The sequence below is a fragment of the Nocardia abscessus NBRC 100374 genome, from assembly GCF_000308455.1.
In the GTDB taxonomy this organism is placed as follows: domain Bacteria; phylum Actinomycetota; class Actinomycetes; order Mycobacteriales; family Mycobacteriaceae; genus Nocardia; species Nocardia abscessus.
The window spans coordinates 106862-131018 of record NZ_BAFP01000123.1 but is presented as its reverse complement, the minus strand read 5'-3'; the positions used below and the strand labels follow the sequence as shown (position 1 = coordinate 131018).

The window sequence follows — 24157 nt, the reverse complement described above, 5'->3', positions numbered from 1 at the left end:
GGCGGGCGTGGTGATCCGGTTCGTCTGGCTGGAACCCGATTCCGCCGAGCGCGCCGGACGCCTGATCGTCGTCGCCCACCACCTGGTGGTGGACGGCGTCTCCTGGCGCATCCTGGTGCCGGACTTCGTCACGGCGTGGGGCCAGCGCACCGCGGGGCAGACCCCCGAGCTGGTCGCCCCGGCCACGTCGATGCGGGCCTGGGCGCAGGCGCTGGAGCGCGAGGCGGCCGGCCCCGAGCGGGTGGCCGAACTGGACTACTGGCGTTCGGTGGTCGCCACGGCCGATCCGCTGCTGACCGAGCGTCCGATGGACCCGGCCCTCGACACCTCGGGCGTCATCGACAAGCTTCAGGTCGAGGTGTCCGCCGAGGTCACCAAGGCCCTGCTCACCAAGGTTCCGGCGCTGTTCCACGGCGGTGTGAACGACGGCCTGCTCACCGCGCTGGCGCTGGCCACCGCGAAGTGGCGGGCGCGCCGGGTGGCCGCCCGGGGCGAGGATTCGCTGCTGATCCGCCTGGAGGGTCACGGCCGCGAGGAAGATGTGGTGCCCGGTGCGGATCTGTCGCGCACCGTCGGCTGGTTCACCGCCATCTACCCGGTCCGCTTCGACCTGTCCGGCATCGATGTCGACGCGGCGTTCGCCGGCGGACCCGCGCTGGGCGCGGCCGTCAAGGCGGTCAAGGAGCAGTTGCTCTCCGTGCCGGACAAGGGCATCGGCTACGGCCTGCTGCGCTACCTGAACCCGGAGACCGCGGTCGAGCTGCCGCGTGAACTGCCCGGACAGGTGAGCTTCAACTACCTCGGTCGCGTCTCCGAGGGCGATGTACCGGAGTCGCTGCGCGGCTTCGGCTGGATCCCCGCGCCGGAACTCGGCGCGCTGGGCGGCGCCTACGACGCGGACATGCCCGCGATGGCGCCGCTGGACGTGAACGCGATCGTGGTCGGTGACAAGCTGACCGCCAACATCGGCTACCCGTCGACCCTGCTGTCGGCCGCCGAGGTGCGCGAATTCGGCGAGCTGTGGACCACGGCGCTGGAAGCGGTGGCCCGCCACGCCAATTCGACCGGCGCGGGTGGGCACACCCCGTCGGACTTCGCGCTGGTGCGCAGCACGCAACGGGATATCGATACCTGGGAGCGGCGCTTCCCGGCGCTGTCGGACGTCTGGCCGCTGTCGGCGCTGCAGTCGGGTCTGCTGTTCCACGCTCGCCTCGCCGCGAGTTCGGTGGACGTCTACACCGCGCAGGCGGTGCTGACGCTCACCGGCCGGGTGGACGCCGCCCGGCTGCGTTCGGCCGCACAGGCATTGGTGGACCGCTACGAGAACCTGCGCACCGCGTTCGTCAGCGACCACGACGGCAACCCGGTGCAGATCGTGCTGGACAGCGTCCGCGTCGCGTGGTCCGAGCACGACCGAACCGAATCCGGGTCGGCCGAGGACCTGATCGAGGCGGACCGCATGCGGCGGTTCGACCTGACCGCGCCGCCACTGATCCGCTTCACGCTGATCCAGGTCGCGCCCGACCGCTGGCAGTTCGTGGTGGCCAACCACCACATCCTGCTCGACGGCTGGTCGATGCCGCTGCTCATGCGGGATCTGCTGGTGCTCTACGCCGTCCACGCGGACGCTTCCGCGCTGCCCGCGGTGCGCTCCTACCGGCACTTCCTGGACTGGACCCGGCAGCAGGACCACGCGGCGTCGCTGGCCGCGTGGGCGCACGCGCTGCGCGGCGTCGGCGAGCCGACCCTGCTGGCGCGGCCGGACGCCGGTCGCGAGATCACCTCGCTGTCCGGCGAGTACTTCTTCGAGTTGGACGAGGCGACCACCGCGCGGCTGACCGCGCTGGCCGGCTCGCTCGGCGTCACCCCGAACACCGTGCTGCAGACGGCCTGGGGCATTCTCGTCGGCCGGATGACCAGCCGCGACGACGTGCTGTTCGGCACCACCGTCTCCGGCCGCCCCGCGCAGCTGTCCGGCGTGGAGGCGATGGTCGGTCTGTTCATCAACACCGTGCCGGTGCGGGTGCGCTTCGATCCGTCGGAGTCCGTGCGCGACCTGCTCGTCCGCACTCAGGGCGAGCAGGCCGATCTGCTCGACCACCACTATGTGGGCCTGGCCGACATCCAGGCGGTCGCGGGCATCGGCGGCCTGTTCGACACCCTCGTGGTGTTCGAGTCCTACCCGGTCGACGCGGCGGGCTTGCAGGCGCAGGCCGCGGACATCGACGGCATGGCCGTGGTCGGCCTGGACGCGGCCGACGCCACGCACTACCCGCTGACCCTGATCGCGCAGCTGGATTCGCGGTTGCGGGTGCGCGCGGGCTACCTGCGCGACCTGTTCGACGAGCAGACCGTGCGCCGCATCGCCGACCGCCTGATCCGGGTGCTCACCGCGATCACCGCCGAGCCCGGTGCGGTCGTCGGCGACATCGAGCTGCTCGACACCGCCGAGCGCGAGCTCGTGGTGCGCGGCTGGAACGAGACCTCGCACCCGGTGGACACCGGCGCGACCCTGGTCTCGATGTTCTACGACCAGGTGGAACGCACCCCGGACGCGACCGCTGTCACGTTCGAGGGGACAAGTCTGTCCTATGCCGAGTTCTCCTGGCGGGTGAACCAGCTGGCGCGCTGGCTGATCGCCCGCGGCGTGGGCGCGGAATCCTATGTGGCGCTGGGCATGCGTCGCTCGATCGATCTGGTGGTCGGCATGTACGCCGTCGCCGTGGCCGGTGGCTCGTACGTGCCGCTGGACCCGGATCACCCGGCCGAGCGCACCGAATACATCCTCGGCACGGCCGATCCGGTGTGTGTGCTCACCTCGGGCAGCGACCTCGACATCGACACCGCGCAGGTGCGAATCGATCTGCTCGACCTGAAGGGCCTGTCGGAGGCGCCGGTCACCGACGCCGATCGTCGTGCGCCGCTGCGTCCGTCGAACACCGCGTATGTGATCTTCACTTCCGGTTCGACCGGCCGCCCGAAGGGTGTGGCGGTGTCGCATGCGGCGATCGTCAACCGCCTCGTTTGGATGCAGACCGCCTACCAGCTGACCCCGGCTGATGTGGTGTTGCAGAAGACGCCTGCGACGTTCGATGTGTCGGTGTGGGAGTTCTTCTGGCCGTTGCAGATCGGTGCGCGCCTGGTCGTCGCGAAGCCGGACGGTCATCGTGACCCGGCCTACCTCGCCGAAATCATCAGCGCCGAGAAGGTGAGCGTCACGCACTTCGTGCCGTCGATGCTGGCGGTGTTCGTCGCTGATGCGGCTGCCGCGCGGTGTGATTCGCTGCGTTTGGTGTTCGCTTCGGGTGAGGCGTTGCCGCCCAAGCCCGCGCATCGTTTGCGCGAGTTGACCGGTGCGGCGCTGCACAACCTCTACGGTCCGACCGAAGCGGCGGTCGACGTCACCTTCCACGAGGTCGTGGACGCCGACACCGAGACCGTCCCGATCGGTGCTCCGGTGTTCAACACCCAGGTGTTCGTGTTGGACGCGCGGTTGCGTCCGGTGCCGGTGGGTGTCGCGGGTGAGCTGTACCTCGCGGGCACGCAGCTTGCGCGTGGTTACGTCGCGCGACCGGATCTGACCAGTGATCGTTTCGTCGCCAATCCCTACGGCGAGCCCGGCGCGCGGATGTATCGCACGGGTGACTTGGTGGCTTGGACCGAGCGCGGTGAGCTGGAGTACCTGGGCCGCACCGACTTCCAGGTGAAGTTGCGCGGTCTACGCATCGAACTCGGCGAGATCGAATCGGCGCTCACCGGTCTGGAAGAGGTGGCCCAAGCGGTCGTAGTGGTGCGCTCGGACGCGCACGCGGGCGATCAGCTCGTCGCGTACGTCATTCCCGCGCAAGACGCCGCGCTGGACATCGAGCTGGTCCGGGAAGACCTGGCGCGGCAACTGCCCGCGTACATGGTGCCGTCGGTCGTGATCGTCCTCGACGAGTTCCCGCTCAACGCCTCCGGCAAGCTGGACCGCAAGGCCCTGCCCGCGCCGGTGTTCGAGGCCGCGGTGTTCCGCGCCCCGACCACGCCGGTCGAGGAGATCGTCGCCGCCACCTTCGCCGACGTGCTCGGCCTGGAGCGGGTCGGCCTGGACGACGACTTCTTCGCCCTCGGCGGCAACTCGCTGTCCGCCACCCAGGTCGCCGCTCGGCTCTCCGCCGCGCTGGACACCGACCTCGGCGTGCGCGAGCTGTTCGAGGCGTCCACTGTGGTCGCCCTCGCGGCGCGCGCGGAGACCAAGGCGGGCGCGGGCGGCCGGGCGCCGCTGGCGCCGCAGCAGCGGCCGGAGCTGGTTCCGCTGTCGCTGGCACAGCAGCGCATGTGGTTCCTCAACCGCTTCGACCCCGACTCGGCGGTGGACAACATCCCGGCCGCGGTGCGGCTGTCCGGCCTGCTCGACCGGCAGGCGCTGCAGATCGCCGTCGCCGACGTGCTGGCCAGGCACGAGTCGCTGCGCACGTTCTACCCCGAGGTGGACGGCGCCGCGCACCAGCAGACCGTGGCCACCGCGAAGGTCATCCCGGATCTCACCCCGGTCGACGTCACCGAAGCCGAACTGCCCGAGCGGCTCGCGGAGCTGATCGGCACGGCGTTCGACGTCACCGCCGAGGTGCCGTTCCGCGCCCGGCTGTTCGAGATCAGCCCCACCGAGCACGTGCTCGCCCTGGTGGTGCACCACATCTCGGCCGACGGGTTCTCCATGGGCCCGCTCACCCGGGACGTGATGACCGCCTACGGCGCCCGCGTCGACGGCGGCGAGCCCGCTTGGCGTCCGCTGGAAGTGCAGTACGCGGACTTCGCGCTGTGGCAGCGCCAGGTACTCGGCGCCGAGGACGACCCGAATTCGGTGATCTCCGAGCAGATCTCGTTCTGGTCGGACACGCTGCGCGGGCTGCCCGAGCAACTGGACCTGCCCGCCGACCGGCCGCGTCCCGCGGTCGCCTCCGGCCGCGGCGCCACGCACGTCTTCGAGATCGACGCGCAGACCCACGCCCAGCTCACCGAACTCGCCCGCACCAGGGGCGCGACGCTGTTCATGGTCGCGCACACCGCGCTGGCCGTACTGCTGGCGCGACTGTCCGGCGAGGACGACATCGCGATCGGCACCCCGGTCGCGGGCCGTGGCGAGCGCGCGCTCGACGACCTGATCGGCATGTTCGTCAACACCCTGGTCCTGCGCACCCCGATCGAGAGCGGGGCGACGTTCACCGACCTGCTGCGTTCGGTGCGCGCCACCGACATCGCCGCGTTCGGGCACGCCGACCTGCCGTTCGAGCGGTTGGTGGAGATCCTGAACCCGGCGCGCTCGCAGGCGCGGCACCCGCTGTTTCAGGTGATGCTGTCGTTCCAGAACACCGGCCAGAACAGCCTCGAACTCCCCGGTCTCACGGTCAGCGGTGTCGACCTGCCGATCGACGTCGCCAAGTTCGACCTGCAACTGGTGCTGTCCGAACGCGACACCGCCGAGGCGGCCGCCGGTACCGGCGCTGCCCCCGCGGGTATCGCCGCCGAGCTGATCTACGCCACCGACCTGTTCGACCCGGCCACCATGGCGGAGTTCGGCCGCCGCTTCGGCCGGTTGCTGAAGGCCGTCGCGGCCCAGCCGGACCGGCCCATCGGCGATATCGCGCTGCTGGACGAGCAGGAGACCGCGCAGGCGCTGCGCGGCTGGAACGACACCGCCCGCGATCTCGGCCCGGCGACCACGCTGGTCGAGGAGTTCGCCGCGCAGGCCGCGGCCACGCCGGACGCGGTGGCCGTGGTCGACCCGGCCACCGGAACATCGCTCGCCCACCCGTCGCCCGACCACCACCCCTCATCGGGTCGCTCCGCGACGCTGACATATGCCGAATTCGCTGCCCGTGTGCGGCGGCTCGCGCGCCGCCTCATCGAGGCGGGCGTCGGCCCGGAGACGCTGGTCGCCCTCGGCATGCGCCGCTCGGTGGACCTGGTCGTGGCGGCCTACGCGGTGCACGCCGCGGGCGGCGGCTACGTGCCGCTGGACCTGGACCAGCCCGCCGACCGCGTGCACTACGTGCTCGATTCGGCCGACCCGGTCTGCGTGCTCACCACCGCGCGCGACGCGTTCGACGGCGCGGGCCGCGCGACGCTGAGCATCGACGAGCTGGACCTGTCCGGCTACCCGGACGCACCCGTCACCGATGCCGAGCGCATCGCGCCGCTGCGCCCGCAGCACCCGGCGTACGTGATCTTCACCTCCGGCTCCACCGGACGCCCCAAGGGCGTCGCCGTGTCGCACGCCGCGGTCGTCAACCAGATCCGCTGGATCACCAGCGAATACGGCATCGCGGCCGAGGATGTCGTGCTGTTCAAGACGCCCGCCACCTTCGACGTGTCGGTGTGGGAGCTGTTCGGACCGCTGAGCACCGGCGGCCGGATCGTGGTGGCGAGCCCGGACGGGCACCGCGACCCGCAGTACCTCGCCGAGGTGATCGCCGCCGAGCGGGTCACCATGACCTCGTTCGTGCCGTCCATGCTGAGCGTCTTCGCGGGCGGGATCGACCCGGCCGACGCGACCGCGCTCGCCTCGCTGCGGACGCTGTTCGTCGCCGGTGAGGCGTTCACAGCCGACGCGGTCGTCGCCATCCGCCGGGTGAGCGACGCCGCCCTGTACAACCTGTACGGCCCCACCGAGTTCACCGTGCACGCCACGCACGGCCCGGTGGCCGAGCAGGTGGACGGCGCCGTGCCGATCGGCCTGCCGGTGTGGAACGCGCAGGCGTACGTGCTGGACGCGCGGCTGCACCCGGTGCCGCCGAACGTCGCGGGCGAGCTGTACCTCGCGGGCGATCAGCTGGCGCGCGGCTACGTCGGCCGCGCCGACCTCACCGCCGACCGCTTCGTGGCCAACCCGTACGGGGAGCACGGCGCGCGGATGTACCGCACCGGTGACCTGGTCACCCGGGACGACACCGGAGCCATCGAATACCTGGGCCGCACCGACTTCCAGGTGAAGCTGCGCGGCCTGCGCATCGAGCTCGGCGAGATCGAGGCCGCGCTCACCGGCCACGAATCGGTCGCGCAGTCGGTCGCGTTGGTGCGCTCCGACGCGCGCACCGGCGACCAGCTGGTCGGCTACGTGGTGCCCGCGGGCGGCGCCACCGTGGACGTCGAGCAGCTGCGCGCGCATCTGTCCGCGCTGCTGCCGTCGTACATGGTGCCCGCCGCGATCGTGGTACTCGACGCCATGCCGCTGAACCCGAACGGCAAGCTGGACCGGCGCGCGCTGCCCGAACCCGTTTTCGAGGCACGGGCGTTCCGTGCGCCGTCGACACCGGTCGAGGAGATCGTCGCCGACGTCTTCGCCGAGGTGCTCGGCCTGGCGCAGGCCGAACGCGCCGTCGGCCTGGACGACGACTTCTTCGACCTGGGCGGCAACTCGCTGATCGCCACCCAGGTGGTCGCCCGCCTCGGCGCGGCGCTGGACACCAGGATCCCGGTCCGCGTGCTGTTCGAGGCGCCCACGGTGGCCGCGCTGGCCGCACGGGTCGAGGCGCACCAGGGCACCGGCCGTCGCCGCGAGCTCGTAGCGGGCCCGCGACCGTCGAAGATCCCGTTGTCGCTGGCCCAGCAGCGGATGTGGTTCCTGAACCGGTTCGACAACCAGACCGCCGTGAACAACATCCCGCTCGCAGTCCGGCTCACCGGAACCCTGGACACCGAGGCGCTGCGCCAGGCCGTCGCCGACGTGGTCGACCGGCACGAGGTGCTGCGCACCGTCTACCCGGAGACCGCCGACGGCCAGGGCGTGCAGGTCGTGCTGCCCGCCGGGCACAGCGCCATCGATCTCACCCCGATCGAGGTGTCCGAGGCCGAAATTTCCGAGCGGATCAGCGAATTGGTGCTGACCGGCTTCGACGTCACCGCCGACGTTCCGGTGCGGGCCGAGCTGTTCCGCATCGCGGGCTCGATGGACGGCTCGCAGCCCGACACCCACGTGCTGGTGTTCGTGGTGCACCACATCTCCGGCGACGGCTGGTCGGTGCGCCCGCTGGCGCGCGACGTGATGGTGGCCTACTCGGCGCGTTCGCGCGGCGAGGCGCCCGCGTGGGCTCCGCTGCCGGTGCAGTACGCCGACTACGCGCTGTGGCAGCGCGAAACGCTCGGCTCCGAAGGCGATCCCGGTTCGCTGATCGCCCAGCAGGTCGCGTTCTGGTCCGACACCCTGGCCGGGTTGCCGGATCAGCTCGACCTGCCCTCGGACCGCTCCCGCCCGGCGGTGGCGTCCAACCGTGGTGGCGTGTACGAGTTCTCTCTCGACGCGCAGCTGCTGCGCGAGCTGAACGCGCTGGCCCGTGCGAACGGCGCCAGCCTGTTCATGGTCGTGCACGCGGCGTTCGCGGCGCTGCTGGCGCGACTGTCCGGCAGTGACGACATCGCCATCGGCACCGCGGTCGCCGGCCGCGGTGAGGCGGTGCTCGATGACGCGATCGGCATGTTCGTCAACACCCTGGTGCTGCGCAGCGCGGTCGATCCCGCGGAACCGTTCACCGAGTTGGTGAAGCGCACCAAGGACACCGACCTGGCGGCGTTCGCGCACGCGGACCTGCCGTTCGAGCGGCTGGTGGAGATCCTGAACCCGGCGCGCTCGCAGGCGCGCCACCCGCTGTTCCAGGTGATGCTGTCGTTCCAGAACACCGGTGAGGCCGCGTTCGAGCTGCCCGGGCTCGAGGTGGCCGGTGTGCCGCTGGACGTGGTGACCGCCAAGTTCGACCTGCATCTCAACCTCGCCGACCGGTTCGACGCCGCCGGTGCGGTCGACGGCATGACCGCCGAATTCGCCTACGCCACCGACATGTTCGACGCCGACACCATCGCGGGTGTGGCGGCGCGCCTGGTCCGGATGCTGACCGCGGTCGTCGCGGATCCGTCCGTCACCATCGGCGACGTCGAGCTGCTCGACAGCGTCGAGAGCACCGAGGTCATCGAGCGGTGGAACGACACCGCGCACCCGGTCGACCCGGCCGCCACCCTGGTGTCGATGTTCGCCGCGCAGCTCGCGCGGACCCCGGACGCGCCCGCGGTGACGTTCGAGGGGACGAGTCTCTCCTACGCCGAGTTCGCCGCTCGCGTGAATCGCCTGGCCCGGCACCTGATCGCGCTGGGCGTCGGCCCGGATTCGATGGTGGCGCTGGGCATGCGCCGCTCGATCGACCTGGTGGTCGGCATGTACGCGGTGAGCGTCGCCGGTGGCGCGTACGTGCCGCTGGATCCGGATCATCCGGCCGACCGCACCCGCTACGTGCTCGACACCGCCCGGCCGGTGTGCGTGCTCACCACCTCGCGTGACGGCTTCGACGCGGGCGCGACCCAGGCGATCGAGATCGATGTGGTCTCGCTCGCCGACTACTCCGACGAGCCCGTCACCGACGCCGAACGCCGTGCGCCGCTGCGTCCGTCGAACACCGCGTACGTCATCTTCACCTCCGGTTCGACCGGCCGCCCGAAGGGCGTGGCGGTCTCGCACGCCGCGATCGTCAACCGCCTGGTGTGGATGCAGGACGAGTACGGCTTGGACGACACCGACGTGGTGTTGCAGAAGACCCCGGCCACGTTCGACGTGTCGGTGTGGGAGTTCTTCTGGCCCTTGCAGGTCGGCGCCCGCCTGGTGGTGGCGAAGCCGGACGGCCATCGCGACCCGGCCTACCTCGTGCAGGTCATCACCGACGAGCAGGTCACCACGGCGCACTTCGTGCCTTCGATGCTCTCGGTATTCGTAGCTGTGCTGGATGCGGCGGCCGCGGGGCCCTCCGTGGTCACGCAAGCTGCCGCCTCCGGGCCTGACGCGGCCGCCGAGGAACGCGCCGACGAATGCACCACCCTGCGCAACGTTTTCGCCTCCGGTGAGGCGCTGCCCGCCGCCACCGCGCAGCGGATGCAGGAACTCACCGGCGCGCGCCTGCACAACCTGTACGGCCCGACCGAAGCCGCGGTCGACGTCACCTTCCACGAGGTGACCGAGGACGACACGGTGTCGGTGCCGATCGGTGCTCCGGTGTTCAACACCCAGGTGTACGTGCTGGATTCGCGCCTGCACCCCGTGCCGGTGGGTGTCGCGGGTGAGCTGTACCTCGCGGGCGTGCAACTGGCCCGCGGCTACGTCGCGCGTCCCGATCTGACCTCCGACCGGTTCGTGGCGAACCCCTACGGGGAGCCCGGCGCGCGGATGTACCGCACCGGCGACCTCGTCACCTGGACCGACAAGGGCGAGCTGGAGTACCTGGGCCGCACCGACTTCCAGGTGAAGCTGCGCGGTCTGCGCATCGAGCTCGGCGAGATCGAGTCGGCGCTCACGGCGCTGGACTCGATCGCGCAGGCCGTGGTCGTGGTGCGCTCGGACGATCGGCTGGGCGACCAGCTGGTCGCCTACGTCATCGCGACGGCGGGCCGTTCGGTGGACATCGACGGCGTGCGCGCGGAACTCGGCGGCGAGCTGCCGGCGTACATGGTGCCCTCGGCGTTCGTCGTGCTGGACGCGTTCCCGCTGAACGCCTCCGGCAAGCTGGACCGCAAGGCGCTGCCCGCGCCGGTGTTCGAGGCCAAGGTGTTCCGCGCTCCGTCCACCCCGATCGAGGAGATCGTGGCGGGCACCTTCGGCGACGTGCTCGGTGTCGCGCGGGTCGGCCTGGACGACGACTTCTTCGAACTCGGCGGCAACTCGCTGCTGGCCACCCAGGTGACCGCGCGGCTGGGCGCCGCGCTGGACACCGGGCTCGCGGTGCGTGACCTGTTCGAGGCGTCCACCGTGGTGGCGCTGGCTGCCCGGGTGGAGCACAACGCCGGGTCCGGCCGGGACCGGCCGCGCCTGGAGGCGGGGGAGCGCCCGGCGCGCATCCCGCTCTCGCCCGCCCAGCAGCGGTACTGGTTCCTCAACCAGTTCGACACGGCCACCTCGGCGGTGGACAACATCCCGCTGGCCGTCCGGCTGTCCGGCACGCTCGACGTGGCCGCGCTGGAACAGGCCATCGGCGACGTGTTCGCCCGCCACGAGGTGCTGCGCACCACCTACCCGCGTTCGGCGGACGGGCCGCACCAGGTGATCCGTCCCGCGGACCGGTCCGCTGCGGCGCTCACCCCGATCGACGTCGCCGAGGAGGATCTGCTCGGCGCCGTCATCGGTTTCGCGCTGACCACCTTCGACGTCACCGTCGAGGTGCCGCTGGCGGTGGCGCTGTTCCGGATCGTCCCGGGTGGGGGTAGGGCGGGATCCGACACAGGCGGGAGTAGGGCGGGATCCGGCACAGCCGAGCATGTGCTCGCGTTCACCGTGCACCACGTCGCGGCCGACGGCTCGTCGATGGGCCCGCTGGCCCGCGACGTGATGGCCGCCTACGTGGCCCGCGTGCAGGGCGAGGTGCCGCAGTGGCAGCCGCTGCCGGTGCAGTACGCCGACTACGCGCTGTGGCAGCGCGCGGTGCTCGGGTCCGAGGACGATCCGGAATCGCTGGCCGCGCGGCAGGTGGCGTACTGGACCTCGGCGCTGGCCGATCTGCCCGATCAGCTGGAGCTGCCCGCCGACCGGCCGCGCCCGCCCGCGCAGTCGTTCCAGGGCAAGGCGATCCGCTTCGAGATCGACCCGCAGCGGCACGCCCGCCTGCACGAGCTGGCGCGCGCGCACAACGCGTCGCTGTTCATGGTGGTGCACGCGGCGCTCGCGGTGCTGCTGTCGCGGCTGTCGGGCACCGACGACATCGCGGTCGGCACCCCGATCGCCGGTCGCGGCGAACGCGAACTCGACGACCTGATCGGCATGTTCGTCAACACCCTGGTGTTCCGTACCCGGGTGCGGCCCGCCGAGCGTTTCGCCGACCTGCTCGGCGACGTGAAGGAGCGCGACCTGGAGGCGTTCGCCAACGCCGACGTGCCGTTCGAGCGCCTGGTCGAGGTGCTCAACCCGGTGCGCTCGACCGCGCGCAACCCGCTGTTCCAGGTGGGCCTGTCGTTCCAGAACCTGGCCGAGACCACCTTCGAGCTGCCCGGGCTCACCGTGAGCGCGGTCAACTTCGACTCGCAGCTGGCCAAGACCGACCTGCACGTCACGCTGTACGACCGGTACGCCGAGGACGGCACACCGGCCGAGATCATCACCGAATTCGGTTACGCCACCGACCTGTTCGACGAGGACACGGTGCAGGGCTTCGCCGACCGGTTCCTGCGCGTGCTCGACGCCGTGCTGGCCGACGCCTCGGTGCTGGTGGGCGAGATCGATCTGCTCGCGGCGCAGGAGAGCGAGCGCATCCTCACCGCCTGGAACGACACCGAGCACGCGGTGGATACGACCGCGACGCTGGCGTCGCTGCTGGATGCCACCGTGGCCGCGACGCCGGAGGCGGTGGCGCTGGTCGCCGACGAGCCGACCGGGCGCCGCGAGCTGACCTACGCCGAACTGGACGCGCGGGTCAACCGCGTGGCCCGCTACCTGATCGGTCGCGGCGTCGGCCCGGAGGACCGGGTCGCGCTGGCGATCCGCCGCTCCACCGACCTCGTGGTCGCCATGTACGCGGTCGCGAAGGCCGGTGCGGCGTACGTGCCGATCGATCCGGACCAGCCCGCCGAGCGGACCGACTACATCCTCGACACCGCCGCGCCGGTGTGCGTGCTGACCACCGCGCGCGACGGCTTCCGCACCGCGGCGGCCGAGACGGTGCAGATCGACGGGCTCGACCTCGCCGGGTACGCGGACACGCCGGTGACCGCGGCCGAGCGCACGGGTGCGCTGACCCCCGCGAACACCGCGTACGTCATCTTCACGTCCGGTTCGACGGGCCAGCCCAAGGGCGTCGCCGTCCCGCACGGCGCGATCGTCAACCAGTTGGAGTGGGAGACGGCCGTTTTCGAGCTCGGCGCCGAAGACGCGGTGCTGCTGAAGACGGCGGCGACGTTCGACCTCTCGGTGTGGGAGTTCTGGTCGGCCGCGGTTTCCGGTGGCCGCCTGGTGATCTCGGCGGCCGACGGGCACCGCGACCCGGCGTACCTGAACGAGCTGATGCGCGCCACCGGCGTCACCACGTTGCACGTGGTGCCGTCCATGCTGGACGCGTTGCTCACCGAATCCGGTGGCCGCCTGTCGGCCTCGCTGCGGCGGGTGCTGGCCATCGGCGAGGCGCTGCCGGCCGCGACCGCCCAGCGGTTGCGGCGCAACAACGCCGCCGAACTGCACAACCTCTACGGTCCGACCGAGGCGGCGGTGTCGATCACCAGCCACCTGGTCACCGATGCCGACGAGGCGGCGGTCTCGATCGGCGCCCCGGAGTGGAACAGCCGGGTCTACGTGCTCGACTCCCGCCTGCGGCCGGTGCCGGTGGGCGTCTCCGGCGAGCTGTACCTGGCCGGTGCCCAGCTGGCGCGCGGCTACTTCGGTCGCGCCGACCTGACCGCCGACCGGTTCGTCGCCGATCCGTTCGGCACGGCGGGCGAGCGGATGTACCGCACCGGCGACCTGGTGGCCTGGAGCGCCACCGGTGAGCTGGACTACCGCGGCCGCACCGACTTCCAGGTGAAGATCCGCGGCTTCCGCATCGAGCTCGGCGAGATCGAGGCCGCGCTGCTGCGGCAGGACACGGTGAGCGCGGCCGCCGTCGTCGCGCACAACGATCCGAGCATCGGCGACCGGTTGGTCGCCTACGTGGTGCCGCGGACCGGCACGCTGGACAAGCGCGCGTTGCAGTCCGCGCTGGCGGCCGAACTGCCGTCGTACATGGTGCCGTCGATGCTGATCGAGCTGGACGCGTTGCCGCTCAACGCGAACGGCAAGCTGGACCGTAAGGCGCTGCCGCAGCCCACCTTCGAGAAGGCGGTGTTCCGCGCGCCGGTCACCCCGATCGAGCAGATCGTGGCGAACACCTTCGCCGAGGTGCTGCGCATCTCCGATCGCGAAGGCGGCGAGTCCAGGCGTCTCGGCTTGGACGACGACTTCTTCGCCTGGGGCGGTAACTCACTGCTGGCCACGCAGGTCGCCGCCCGCTTGGGCGAGGCGCTGGACACCCGGGTGCCGGTGCGCCTGCTGTTCGAGGCGTCCACCGTCGCCGCGCTCGCGGTGCGGGTGGAGCAGCACGCCGACATGGGCGGCCGCCGCGCGCTGACCGCCGGACAGCGGCCGGAGCACATCCCGCTGTCGCTGGCACAGCAGCGCATGTGGTTCCTCAACCGGTTCGACACCCAGTCGGCGGCCTACAACGTGCCGATCGCGGTGCGGCTGTCGGGCGCGCTGGACGTGGCCGCGCTGCGTGCCGCCATCGCCGACCTGGTGAGCAGGCACGAGATCCTGCGCACCGTCTACCCGCAGACCGAGTCCGGCCCGGTGCAGGTCATCCTGCCGCCCGCGCAGGCGATGCCGCGCCTGGAGGTGCGGGTGGTCGCGCCCGCGCAGATCGAATCCGCCGTGGTGGCGCTGACCTCGACGATCTTCGACGTCACCACCGAGGTGCCGATGAAGGTCGCGCTGTTCCAGATCGCCGGAGAGGGCGCGCCGACCGGGCCGGACGGGTCGGTGGACTACGTGCTGGCCATGGTGGTGCACCACATCTCCGGTGACGGCTCCTCGGTCGGGCCGCTGACCAGGGACCTGATGATCGCCTACGCCGCGCGCGCGGCGGGCGAGGCGCCGAACTGGGCGCCGCTGCGGGTCCAGTACGCGGACTACAGCATCTGGCAGCGCGAACTGCTCGGCGACGAGGACGATCCGGAATCGCTGGCCGCCAAGCAGGTCGCCTACTGGAAGCAGGCCCTGGCCGAGCTGCCCGACCAGCTGGACCTGCCCTCGGACCGGCCGCGCCCTGCGGTGCAGTCGTTCGCGGGCGGCAAGGTGGAGCTGCGGGTGGACGCGCAGACCCATCAGGCGCTGATCGAGCTGGCGCGTGCGGAGGGCGCGACGCTGTTCATGGTCGTGCACACCGCGCTCGCGGTGCTGCTGGCTCGCTTGTCGGGCAACGACGACATCGCGATCGGCACGCCGATGGCGGGTCGTGGCGAAGCCGCGCTGGACGATTTGATCGGCATGTTCGTCAACACCCTGGTGTTCCGCACCCGGGTCGAGGCGGGCGAGGCGTTCACCGACCTGCTGGCCCGTCAGCGCGAGACCGACATCCAGGCGTTCGCCAACGCCGACGTGCCGTTCGAGCGCCTGGTCGAGGTGCTCAACCCGGTGCGCTCGACCGCACGCCACCCGCTGTTCCAGGTGGGTCTGTCCTTCCAGAACCTGGCGCAGTCCGCGCTGGAGCTGCCCGGCTTGAGCGTGTCCGGCCTGGACATCGACACCGAGCTGTCCCAGTTCGACCTGCACCTGATCGCGACCGACCGCTACGACGACGCGGGCGCGCCCGAGGGCATCACCGGATTCTTCACCTACGCGACCGACATGTTCGATCGCGCGACGGTGCAGGGCTTCGTGGACCGGTTCGCGCGCCTGCTCGGCGAGATCGTCGCCGCGCCGCGCACCCCGGTCGGCGACCTCGAACTGCTCGACGCCGCCGAACGGACCCGGTTGCTCAGCGCACGCAATGCGACCGACCAGCCGGTGGACACCTCCGCCACACTGGTGTCGCTGCTGGATGCCACGGTGGCGGCCGGGCCGAAGGAAGTCGCGCTCGTCACCGAAGACGGCGAGTCGATCACCTACGGCGCGCTCGATGTCCGGGTGAATCGCCTCGCGCGGCATTTGATCTCGTTGGGTGTGGGTCCGGAGTCGCGGGTCGCGCTCGCGCTTCGCCGGTCGGTCGATTTGATCGTGGCGATGTATGCGGTGGCGAAGTCCGGTGGTGCGTATGTGCCGGTGGATCCGGATCAGGCTGCCGAGCGCACGAGCTACATCTTGGAGACGGCGGCACCGGTTTGTGTGCTGTCGAATGCGGACGCCGATTTCGATACCGATGTCGCGCCGGTGGTGCGGATCGATGAACTCGATCTGTCGGGTGTGGACGCCAAGCCGGTGACCGATGCCGATCGTGTCGCCCCGTTGCGTCCGGAGAACACCGCGTACGTGATCTTCACCTCCGGTTCCACCGGCCGCCCGAAGGGTGTGGCGGTGCCGCACGGTGCGATCGCGAACCAGTTGCAGTGGAAGAACATCGAGTTCGGTCTCGATGCCGCCGACGCGATCCTGCTGAAGACGGCCGCGACGTTCGACTTGTCGGTGTGGGAGTTCTGGTCGGCCGCGGTGTGCGGCGGGCGTTTGGTGATCGCTTCAGCCGATGGTCACCGCGACCCGGCGTACCTGAACGAGTTGATGGCCCGCGAGTGGGTCACCACGTTGCATGTGGTGCCGTCGATGTTGGACGCGCTGCTGACGGCTGGTATGCCGAATTCCCTGTGGCGGGTGTTGGCGATCGGTGAGGCCCTGCCGGGTTCGGTGGCGCAGCGGTTCTTGCGGGAGAACCCGCGCACCGAGTTGTTCAACCTTTACGGTCCGACCGAGGCGGCGGTGTCCATCACCAGCCACCGCGTCACCCTCTCCGACGAGACATCCGTGTCGATCGGTGCGCCCGAATGGAACAGCCAGGTCTACGTCCTCGACGGCCGCTTGCGGCCGGTTCCGGACGGCGTTTCCGGTGAGTTGTACCTGGCCGGTGCGCAGTTGGCGCGCGGGTACTTCGGTCGTGCGGATCTGACCGCGGACCGATTCGTGGCCAGCCCGTTCCAGCCCGGTGCTCGGATGTATCGCACAGGTGACTTGGTCGCCTGGAACACCAACGGCGAACTCGAATATCGGGGTCGTACGGACTTCCAGGTGAAGATCCGTGGTTTCCGTATCGAGTTGGGTGAGATCGAAGCCGCACTGCTCGCGCTGCCGGAGGTCGCGCAGACAGCGGTGATCGCGAAGTCGGATCCGAAGACCGGTGACCGGCTGGTGGCCTACCTGGTGCCGAGCGATGCCGATGCCGGTGTCGATGTGGCGCAGGTGAAGTCCGAACTGACTGCCGGTTTGCCGTCGTACATGGTGCCCTCGGCGTTCGTGGTGCTGGATGCTTTGCCGTTGAACGTCAACGGCAAACTCGATCGCAAGGCGTTGCCCGAGCCGGAGTTCGAGGTTCAAGCGTTTCGTGCGCCGTCGACCCCGATCGAGGAGATCGTGGCGACCGTGTACGCCGAGGTGCTCGGTGTCGAGCGTGTCGGCGCGGATGATGATTTCTTCGCCCTCGGTGGTAATTCGTTGTTGGCGACGCAGGTCGCGGCGCGTATCGGCGCGGCGTTGGACGCGCGCGTTCCGGTGCGTGTGCTGTTCGAAGCCTCCACCGTCGCCGGACTCGCCGCCAAGGTCGAGCAGCACGCGGGTGCCGGTGGCCGTCGCGAGCTGGTCGCGGGCCCGCGTCCGGAGCGGATTCCGCTGTCGCTGGCACAGCAGCGCATGTGGTTCCTCAACCAGTTCGACACCGCCTCGGCGGTCAACAACATCCCGGTGGCCGTGCGGCTCACCGGCGAACTGGATGTCGAGGCGCTGCAATCGGCGGTCGGCGACGTCATCGGCAGGCACGAGACGCTGCGCACCGTCTACCCCGAACAGGACGGCACGGCGTATCAGGTGATCGTGCCCGTCGAGCGGGCCGTGCCGGACCTGACGCCCGAAGCGGTCGCGGCCGAGGACATCCGCCACCGGATCATCGAGGTGGTCTCGGCCGGATTCGACGTGACCACCGAGGTTCCGTTGCGGGCCAAGCTGTTCCGGGTGACCGACGCGGGCGGCGACACAACGTACGTGCTCGTGTTCGTCGCGCACCACATCAGCGCGGACGGCTGGTCGATGGGCCCGCTGACCCGCGACGTGATGCTGGCCTACGCGGCCCGCTCGGCCGGCGTGGAACCGGGCTGGGCGCCGCTGCCGGTGCAGTACGCCGACTTCAGCCTCTGGCAGCGGGACGTGCTCGGGTCCGAGACCGACCCGGAGAGCCTGATCTCGCAGCAGGCCGAATACTGGCGCGCCGCGCTGGCCGGGCTGCCCGACGAGCTCAACCTGCCCGCCGACCGGCCGCGTCCGACGACGCAGTCGTTCGCCGGTGGGCGCGTGGTGTTCCCGATCGACGGCGAGCTGCACCGCATGCTCACCGAGATCGCCAGGGAGCAGAACGCGACGCTGTTCATGGTCGTGCACGCCGCGCTCGCGCTGTTCCTCGCGCGCATGTCCGGCACCGACGACATCGCCATCGGCACGCCCATCGCGGGCCGCGGCGAAGCCGAACTCGACGACGTGATCGGCATGTTCGTCAACACCCTGGTGCTGCGCTCGCACGTGGACGGCGACCTGACCTTCGGCCAGTTCCTGGCCCGCACCAAGGACGCCGACCTGCAGGCGTTCGCGCACGCGGACCTGCCGTTCGAGCGACTGGTGGAACTGCTCAACCCGGAGCGCTCCACCGCGCGCCATCCGCTGTTCCAGGTGGCGCTGTCGTTCGAGAACCTGCCCGAGAGCAGCTTCGAACTGCCCGGATTGCACGTGGGCGCGGTCGATTTCGATGTCGACACCGCCAAGTTCGACCTGTCGCTGACCATCCGCGAGGCGGGGGAGAACCCCGACGAGGCGGGCATGTACGCGGAGTTCTCCTTCGCGCGCGACCTGTTCGACGACGAGACGGTGCAGATCTTCGCCGAGCGCTTCACCAGGCTGCTCACCGCGATCACCGCCGACCGGGATACCCCGATCGGTGACCTGCCGCTGCTGGACGCGGCCGAGTACCACCTGCTCACGCATGTGGCAGGCGAGGACGTCATGGCCACCGGCCTGCTGCCGGACCTGCTGCAGTACGGTGCGCGGCTGGACCCGGAGCAGATCGCGGTGCGTTACCAGGGCCGCTCGATCACCTACCGCGAATTGGACGAGTACTCCTCGCGCCTGGCGCGGGTGCTCATCGCGCGCGGCGTGGGACCGGAGCGCATCGTGGCGCTGTCGTTCCCGCGTTCCTACGAGATGGTCGCCGCGTTCTGGGCGGTGGCGAAGGCCGGTGGCGCGCATGTGCCGATCGACCCGACCTACCCCGAAGACCGCATGCGGCACATGGTCAACGACTCCGGCGCGGTCATCGGTATCACCGCGAGCGAGTACGTGGACCGGCTGCCGCGCGATGTCGAGTGGCTGCGGATCGACGACCCGGCACTGGGCGAGCTGATCGAGAGCCGGTCCGCCGAGCAGGTCACCGACGCCGACCGGATCTCCTCGCTGGCCATGCGCCACCCGGCGTACGTCATCTACACCTCGGGCTCGACCGGTATGCCCAAGGGCGTCACGGTGACCCACGCGGGCATGGGCGGCCTGGTCGGTGTCGCGACCGACCTGTACCAGCTGGAATCGCACCACCGGTTCCTGCACATCTGCTCGCCCAGCTTCGACCCGTCGGTGCTGGAGTGGCTGTGTGCCGCCTACACCGGCGCCACGCTGGTGGTCGTGCCGTCGACCATCATCGGCGGCCCGGATCTGGCGGAGCTGCTGCGCACCGAGCGGGTGAGCCACACGATCATCACCCCCGCGGTGCTGGGCACGGTCGATCCGGAAGGCATGGAGGCGCTCGAGGTGGCCTCCGTCGGCGGTGACGTCACCACGGCGGAACTGCTGGCCAAGTGGTGGCCGGGCCGCAAGTACTTCAACGCCTACGGCCCGACCGAGACGACGATCATCTCCTCCTACGCCCAGCTGACGCCGGGCAGGCACATCACCATCGGCCGCCCGGTGCGCGGTATGTCCGCGCTGGTGCTCGACCACCGGCTCAACCCGGTGCCGCCGGGCGTCGCGGGCGAGCTGTACCTGGCCGGTGGCGCGCTGGCGCGCGGCTACCACAACCGCCCGGACCTCACCGCGGAACGGTTCGTCGCCAACCCGTGGAGCAACGAGGGCGCGCGGATGTACCGCACCGGTGACGTGGTGCGCTGGTTCGCCGAACCCGGCGAGCGGGCGGGCAACGCCGCGCTGCCGTCGGTGCGCTGGGAGCTGGACTACGTGGGCCGCTCGGACTTCCAGGTGAAGATCCGTGGCTTCCGCATCGAGCTCGGCGAGATCGACACCGTGCTGGCGAGCCACGAGGACGTCGAGTACGCGATCACCATCGGCCGCAAGACCGAGGCGGGCGCGACGATTCTCGTGTCCTACGTGCTGGCCGCGCCCGGCCGCGAGATCGACACCGCACGGCTGACCGAGTACGCCTCGCGCAGCCTGCCGCCGCACATGGTGCCCACGGCGATCGTGGTGATCGACGAGATCCCGCTGACCCCGGTCGGCAAACTGGATCGCAAGGCGCTGCCCGAACCCGAACTGGCCCCGCGCGAATTCCGCGCGCCGGTCGGCGAGGTCGAGGCCGTCATCGCCGAGGTGTTCGCCGAGGTGCTCGGCGTCGACCAGATCGGGTTGGACGACTCGTTCTTCGCGCTCGGCGGCGACAGCATCCTGTCGATCCAGCTGGTCTCGCGGGCCAAGGCGCGCGGCGTGCTGTTCACTCCGCGTGACGTGTTCGAGCGGCGCAGCGTGGCCTCGCTGGCCGAGATCGCGGCGCTCGGTACGGGCACGGAGCAGGCGAAGCTGGAGGAGCTGCCCGGCGGCGGTGTCGGCGAGATCCCGCTGACCCCGATCATGCGGCAGATCCTCGCGAGCGGCTCGTCCTACCAGCGGTTCTCGCAGACCATGGCGCTGCGGCTGCCCGATGGCATCGACCGGGAGACCCTGGTCGCCACCATCGCGGCGGTGTTCGACCACCACGACGTGCTCCGTTCGCGGCTGCGCCGCACCGGCGCCGACTGGACGTTCGAGGCGCTGCCGCACGGCGCGGTGGACGTCGACGCTCTGGTGCACCGGGTCGACTTGGCCGCCGACGCCGACGAGGCGGAGCTGGCCCGGGTCGCCACCGAGGCGCTCGACGGCGCGCTGGGCAGGCTGGATCCGGCGAACGCCGCGATGGCGCAGTTCGTCTGGTTCGCTTTCGAAGGCCCGCGGCGGGACGTGCTGTTGATCGTCGCCCACCACTTCGTGGTCGACGGCGTGTCCTGGCGCATCCTGATCCCGGATCTGGCGGTCGCCTGGTCGCAGCTGGTCGCCGGTCAGCCGGTGGCGCTGCCGGCCAACGGCACGTCGATGCGGCGCTGGGCGCACAGCCTGGTCGAGGCGGCGAGCGCGCCGGACCGCGTCGCGGAACTGCCGTTCTGGCAGCAGGTTTCGGCCACGCCGGACCCGCTGCTCGGCGAGCGCGCGTTCGACCCGGCGGTCGACACGTTCGCGACTGTCGAACGGGTCGAGGTCACCGTGCCCGCCGAGGTCACCGACGCGGTGCTCACCGCGATCCCCGGCCTGTACCGGGGCGGTGTGAACGACGGCCTGCTCTCGGCGCTGGCCATGGCGGTCGCGCGCTGGCGCGGGGATGGCTCGCAGGCCGCACTGGTCAAGCTGGAAGGCCACGGTCGTGAAGAGGACGTGGTGCCCGGAGCGGACCTGTCGCGCACCGTCGGCTGGTTCACCTCGGCCTATCCCGTCCGGCTCGATCTGGCCGATGCCGACCTCACCGACGCGTTCGCCGGTGGCGCCGCGCTGGGCGAGATCGTGAAGTCGATCAAGGAGCAGTTGCTCGCGGTGCCCGACAAGGGGCTCGGTTACGGCCTGCTGCGGCAGTTGAATCCGGAGACGGCGCCGGGCCTCGGCTCGTCCGGACAGATCAGCTTCAACTACCTGGGCCGGATGTCGGCCGGGGAGATCCCCGAGCAGCTGGCCGAGATCGGCTGGGTGCCGGTGGCCGACCTGGGGCAGCTGGATGTCGACATGGACCTCGACATGCCCGCCAACGCGACGATCGACATCAATGCGATCGTCACCGACTCCGACGAGGGGCCGCGGCTGGGCGCGTCGTTCGCCTTCCCGACCGGTCTGCTGACCCAGGAGCGGGTGCAGGAGTTCGCCGACCTCTGGGTCGAGGCGCTCACCGCGCTGGCCACGCACGCGCGGCAGCCGGACGCGGGCGGCTTCACGCCGTCGGACATGTCGCTGGTGCGGGTGCGGCAGCACGACATCGAGCAGTGGGAACGGACCTACCCGGCGCTGGCCGAGGTGTGGCCGCTCTCGCCGCTGCAGTCCGGTCTGCTGTTCCACGCGATGATGACCCAGTCCACCGTGGACGTGTACACCATGCAGGCCGTGGTGGACCTGGGCGGCGCGCTGGACGCGGCTCGGCTGCGGGCGGCGGCTCAGGGCATCGTCGACCGGTACCCGAACCTGCGCACCGCGTTCGTCACCGACGCCGAGGGGCAGGCCGTGCAGGTGGTGCTGGATCGAGTCGCGGCGCCGTGGCGGGAAGTGGATCTCACCGATCTGCCCGCCGAGCAGCGGACCGCGGAGCTGCGCAGGCAGGTCGCGGCCGACCAGGCGACGCACTTCGACATGGCCACCCCGCCGCTGATCCGGTTCACCCTGTTCCGCAGCGACTCCGCGCAATGGCACCTGGCCATCACCACCCACCACATCCTGCTGGACGGCTGGTCGATGCCGCTGCTCATGCGGGACCTGCTGGTGCTGTACGCGGTGCGCGGCGACCAGACCGCGCTGCCGCGGGTGGCCTCCTACCGCAATTTCCTCGGCTGGCTGGCCGGGCGCGACCGGGACGCCTCGCTGCGCGCCTGGTCGGCGGCGCTGGAGGGCGTCAACGAACCCACCCAGCTCGCACCGCAACCGCGGGGCTCGGAGAGCTACGAGATCGGCAAGGTGGTCACCGAACTCGACGCCGACCGCACGCGCCGGATCACCAAGCACGCCGCCGAACTCGGCGTCACGGTGAACACGCTGGTGCAAGCGGCCTGGGGCATCCTGCTCGGACGTCTCACCGGCCGGGGCGACGTGGTGTTCGGCGCGACGGTGTCCGGCCGTCCGGCCGAGCTGCCCGGCGTCGAGTCGATGGTGGGTCTGTTCATCAACACGCTGCCGGTGCGGCTGCGCATCGATGACCGCCAGTCCATCGGCGAGCTGCTGGCGCGTCTACAGGGCGATCAGGCCGGCCTGCTCGAGCACCACTACGTGGGGCTCACCGACATCCAGCGGGTGGCGGGCACCGGGTCGCTGTTCGACACGCTGCTGGTGTTCGAGTCGTACCCGATGGACAAGGAAGCGATCTCGGCCGCGAGCTCGATCGACGGCATGTCGGTGACCGGTGTGGGCGTCAACGACGCCACGCACTACCCGATGACGCTGCTGGTGATCGCGGAGTCCACGATCGAGCTGACCCTGAAGTACCTGGGCAGCCGGTTCACTGCCGAAGAGGTCGAGACCCTGGCCGAGCGGTTGGTGCGGGTGCTGGAGGCGCTGATCGGCGATCCGGATGCCCTGGTCGGCGACATCGACATCCTGGACGAGGGCGAACGGGCCCGCCTGCTGGTCGAATCCGGGGTCGCGGCAGCGGCTTCGGCGCCGGAGCCGGTGGGCCGGGTCGGTGCGCGCACGGTGGCCAAGGTGCTCGCCGAGGTCGTCGAGGAGGACCCGGAGGCCCCCGCGCTGCTGGCCGGCGAAGACGAAGTCGCCTTCCACACGCTGGACCGGCGTTCCTCCCAGCTGGCCCGGGTGCTCATCGATCGCGGTGCCGGACCGGGCGACGTCGTCGCGGTGACGCTGCCGCGTTCGGTGGACGCGGTGGTCGCGGCCTGGGCGGTGCAGAAGGCCGGTGCGGCATGCCTGTTCGCGGGCGACCTCACGGCAGACGAGCCGGCAGGCGCCGGGTTCGGAATCTCCTCCGAACCGGTGGCCGACAGCGACATCCACTGGGTGGCGCTCTCCGACGCGCAGGTGAAGCAGGACATCGCCGCGGCCCCGTCGCACCCGGTGTCCTACGCCGACCGGGTCCGCCCGTTGGGCGAGGAACACCCCGCGTTCGTCGTCACCACGGCGGACGGGGTGGTCGCGATCACCCAGTCCGAGGCGCTGGACGAGGCCGAACGGGTACGCGAGGAGTACGAGATCGACTACGAGTCCACCACGTACACCGCCGCCGTATCCGGCCGCCCCGCCATCCTCGAGTTCCTGACCTCCGCCACCGCGGGTGCCCTGTCCGTCGTCCCGACCGGCGACCTCGACACCGACCTCACCGAGGGCGAGGTCACCCACTGGTTCGCGGGGTCGGGCGAAGCGACCGACGCGGCGGGCGACGAGATTCGGATCGTGATCGCGGAGTAGCGCGAGTCCAGCTCCATGGCC

The 24157-nt window shown here is 70.8% G+C and carries 1 protein-coding gene (only partly in view); it reads left to right on the top strand.

Annotation, left to right across the window (positions count from 1 at the left end; translation table 11 throughout):
- On the top strand, window positions 1-24136 hold the 3' portion of the coding sequence (locus tag ON19_RS25795; protein WP_043698133.1) for a non-ribosomal peptide synthase/polyketide synthase. Its footprint begins 19721 nt before the window's first position; only the last 24136 of its 43857 coding nucleotides appear in the window; its start codon lies beyond the left edge, outside the window; it ends in the stop codon at window positions 24134-24136.
- Window positions 24137-24157: the final 21 nt, after the last annotated feature.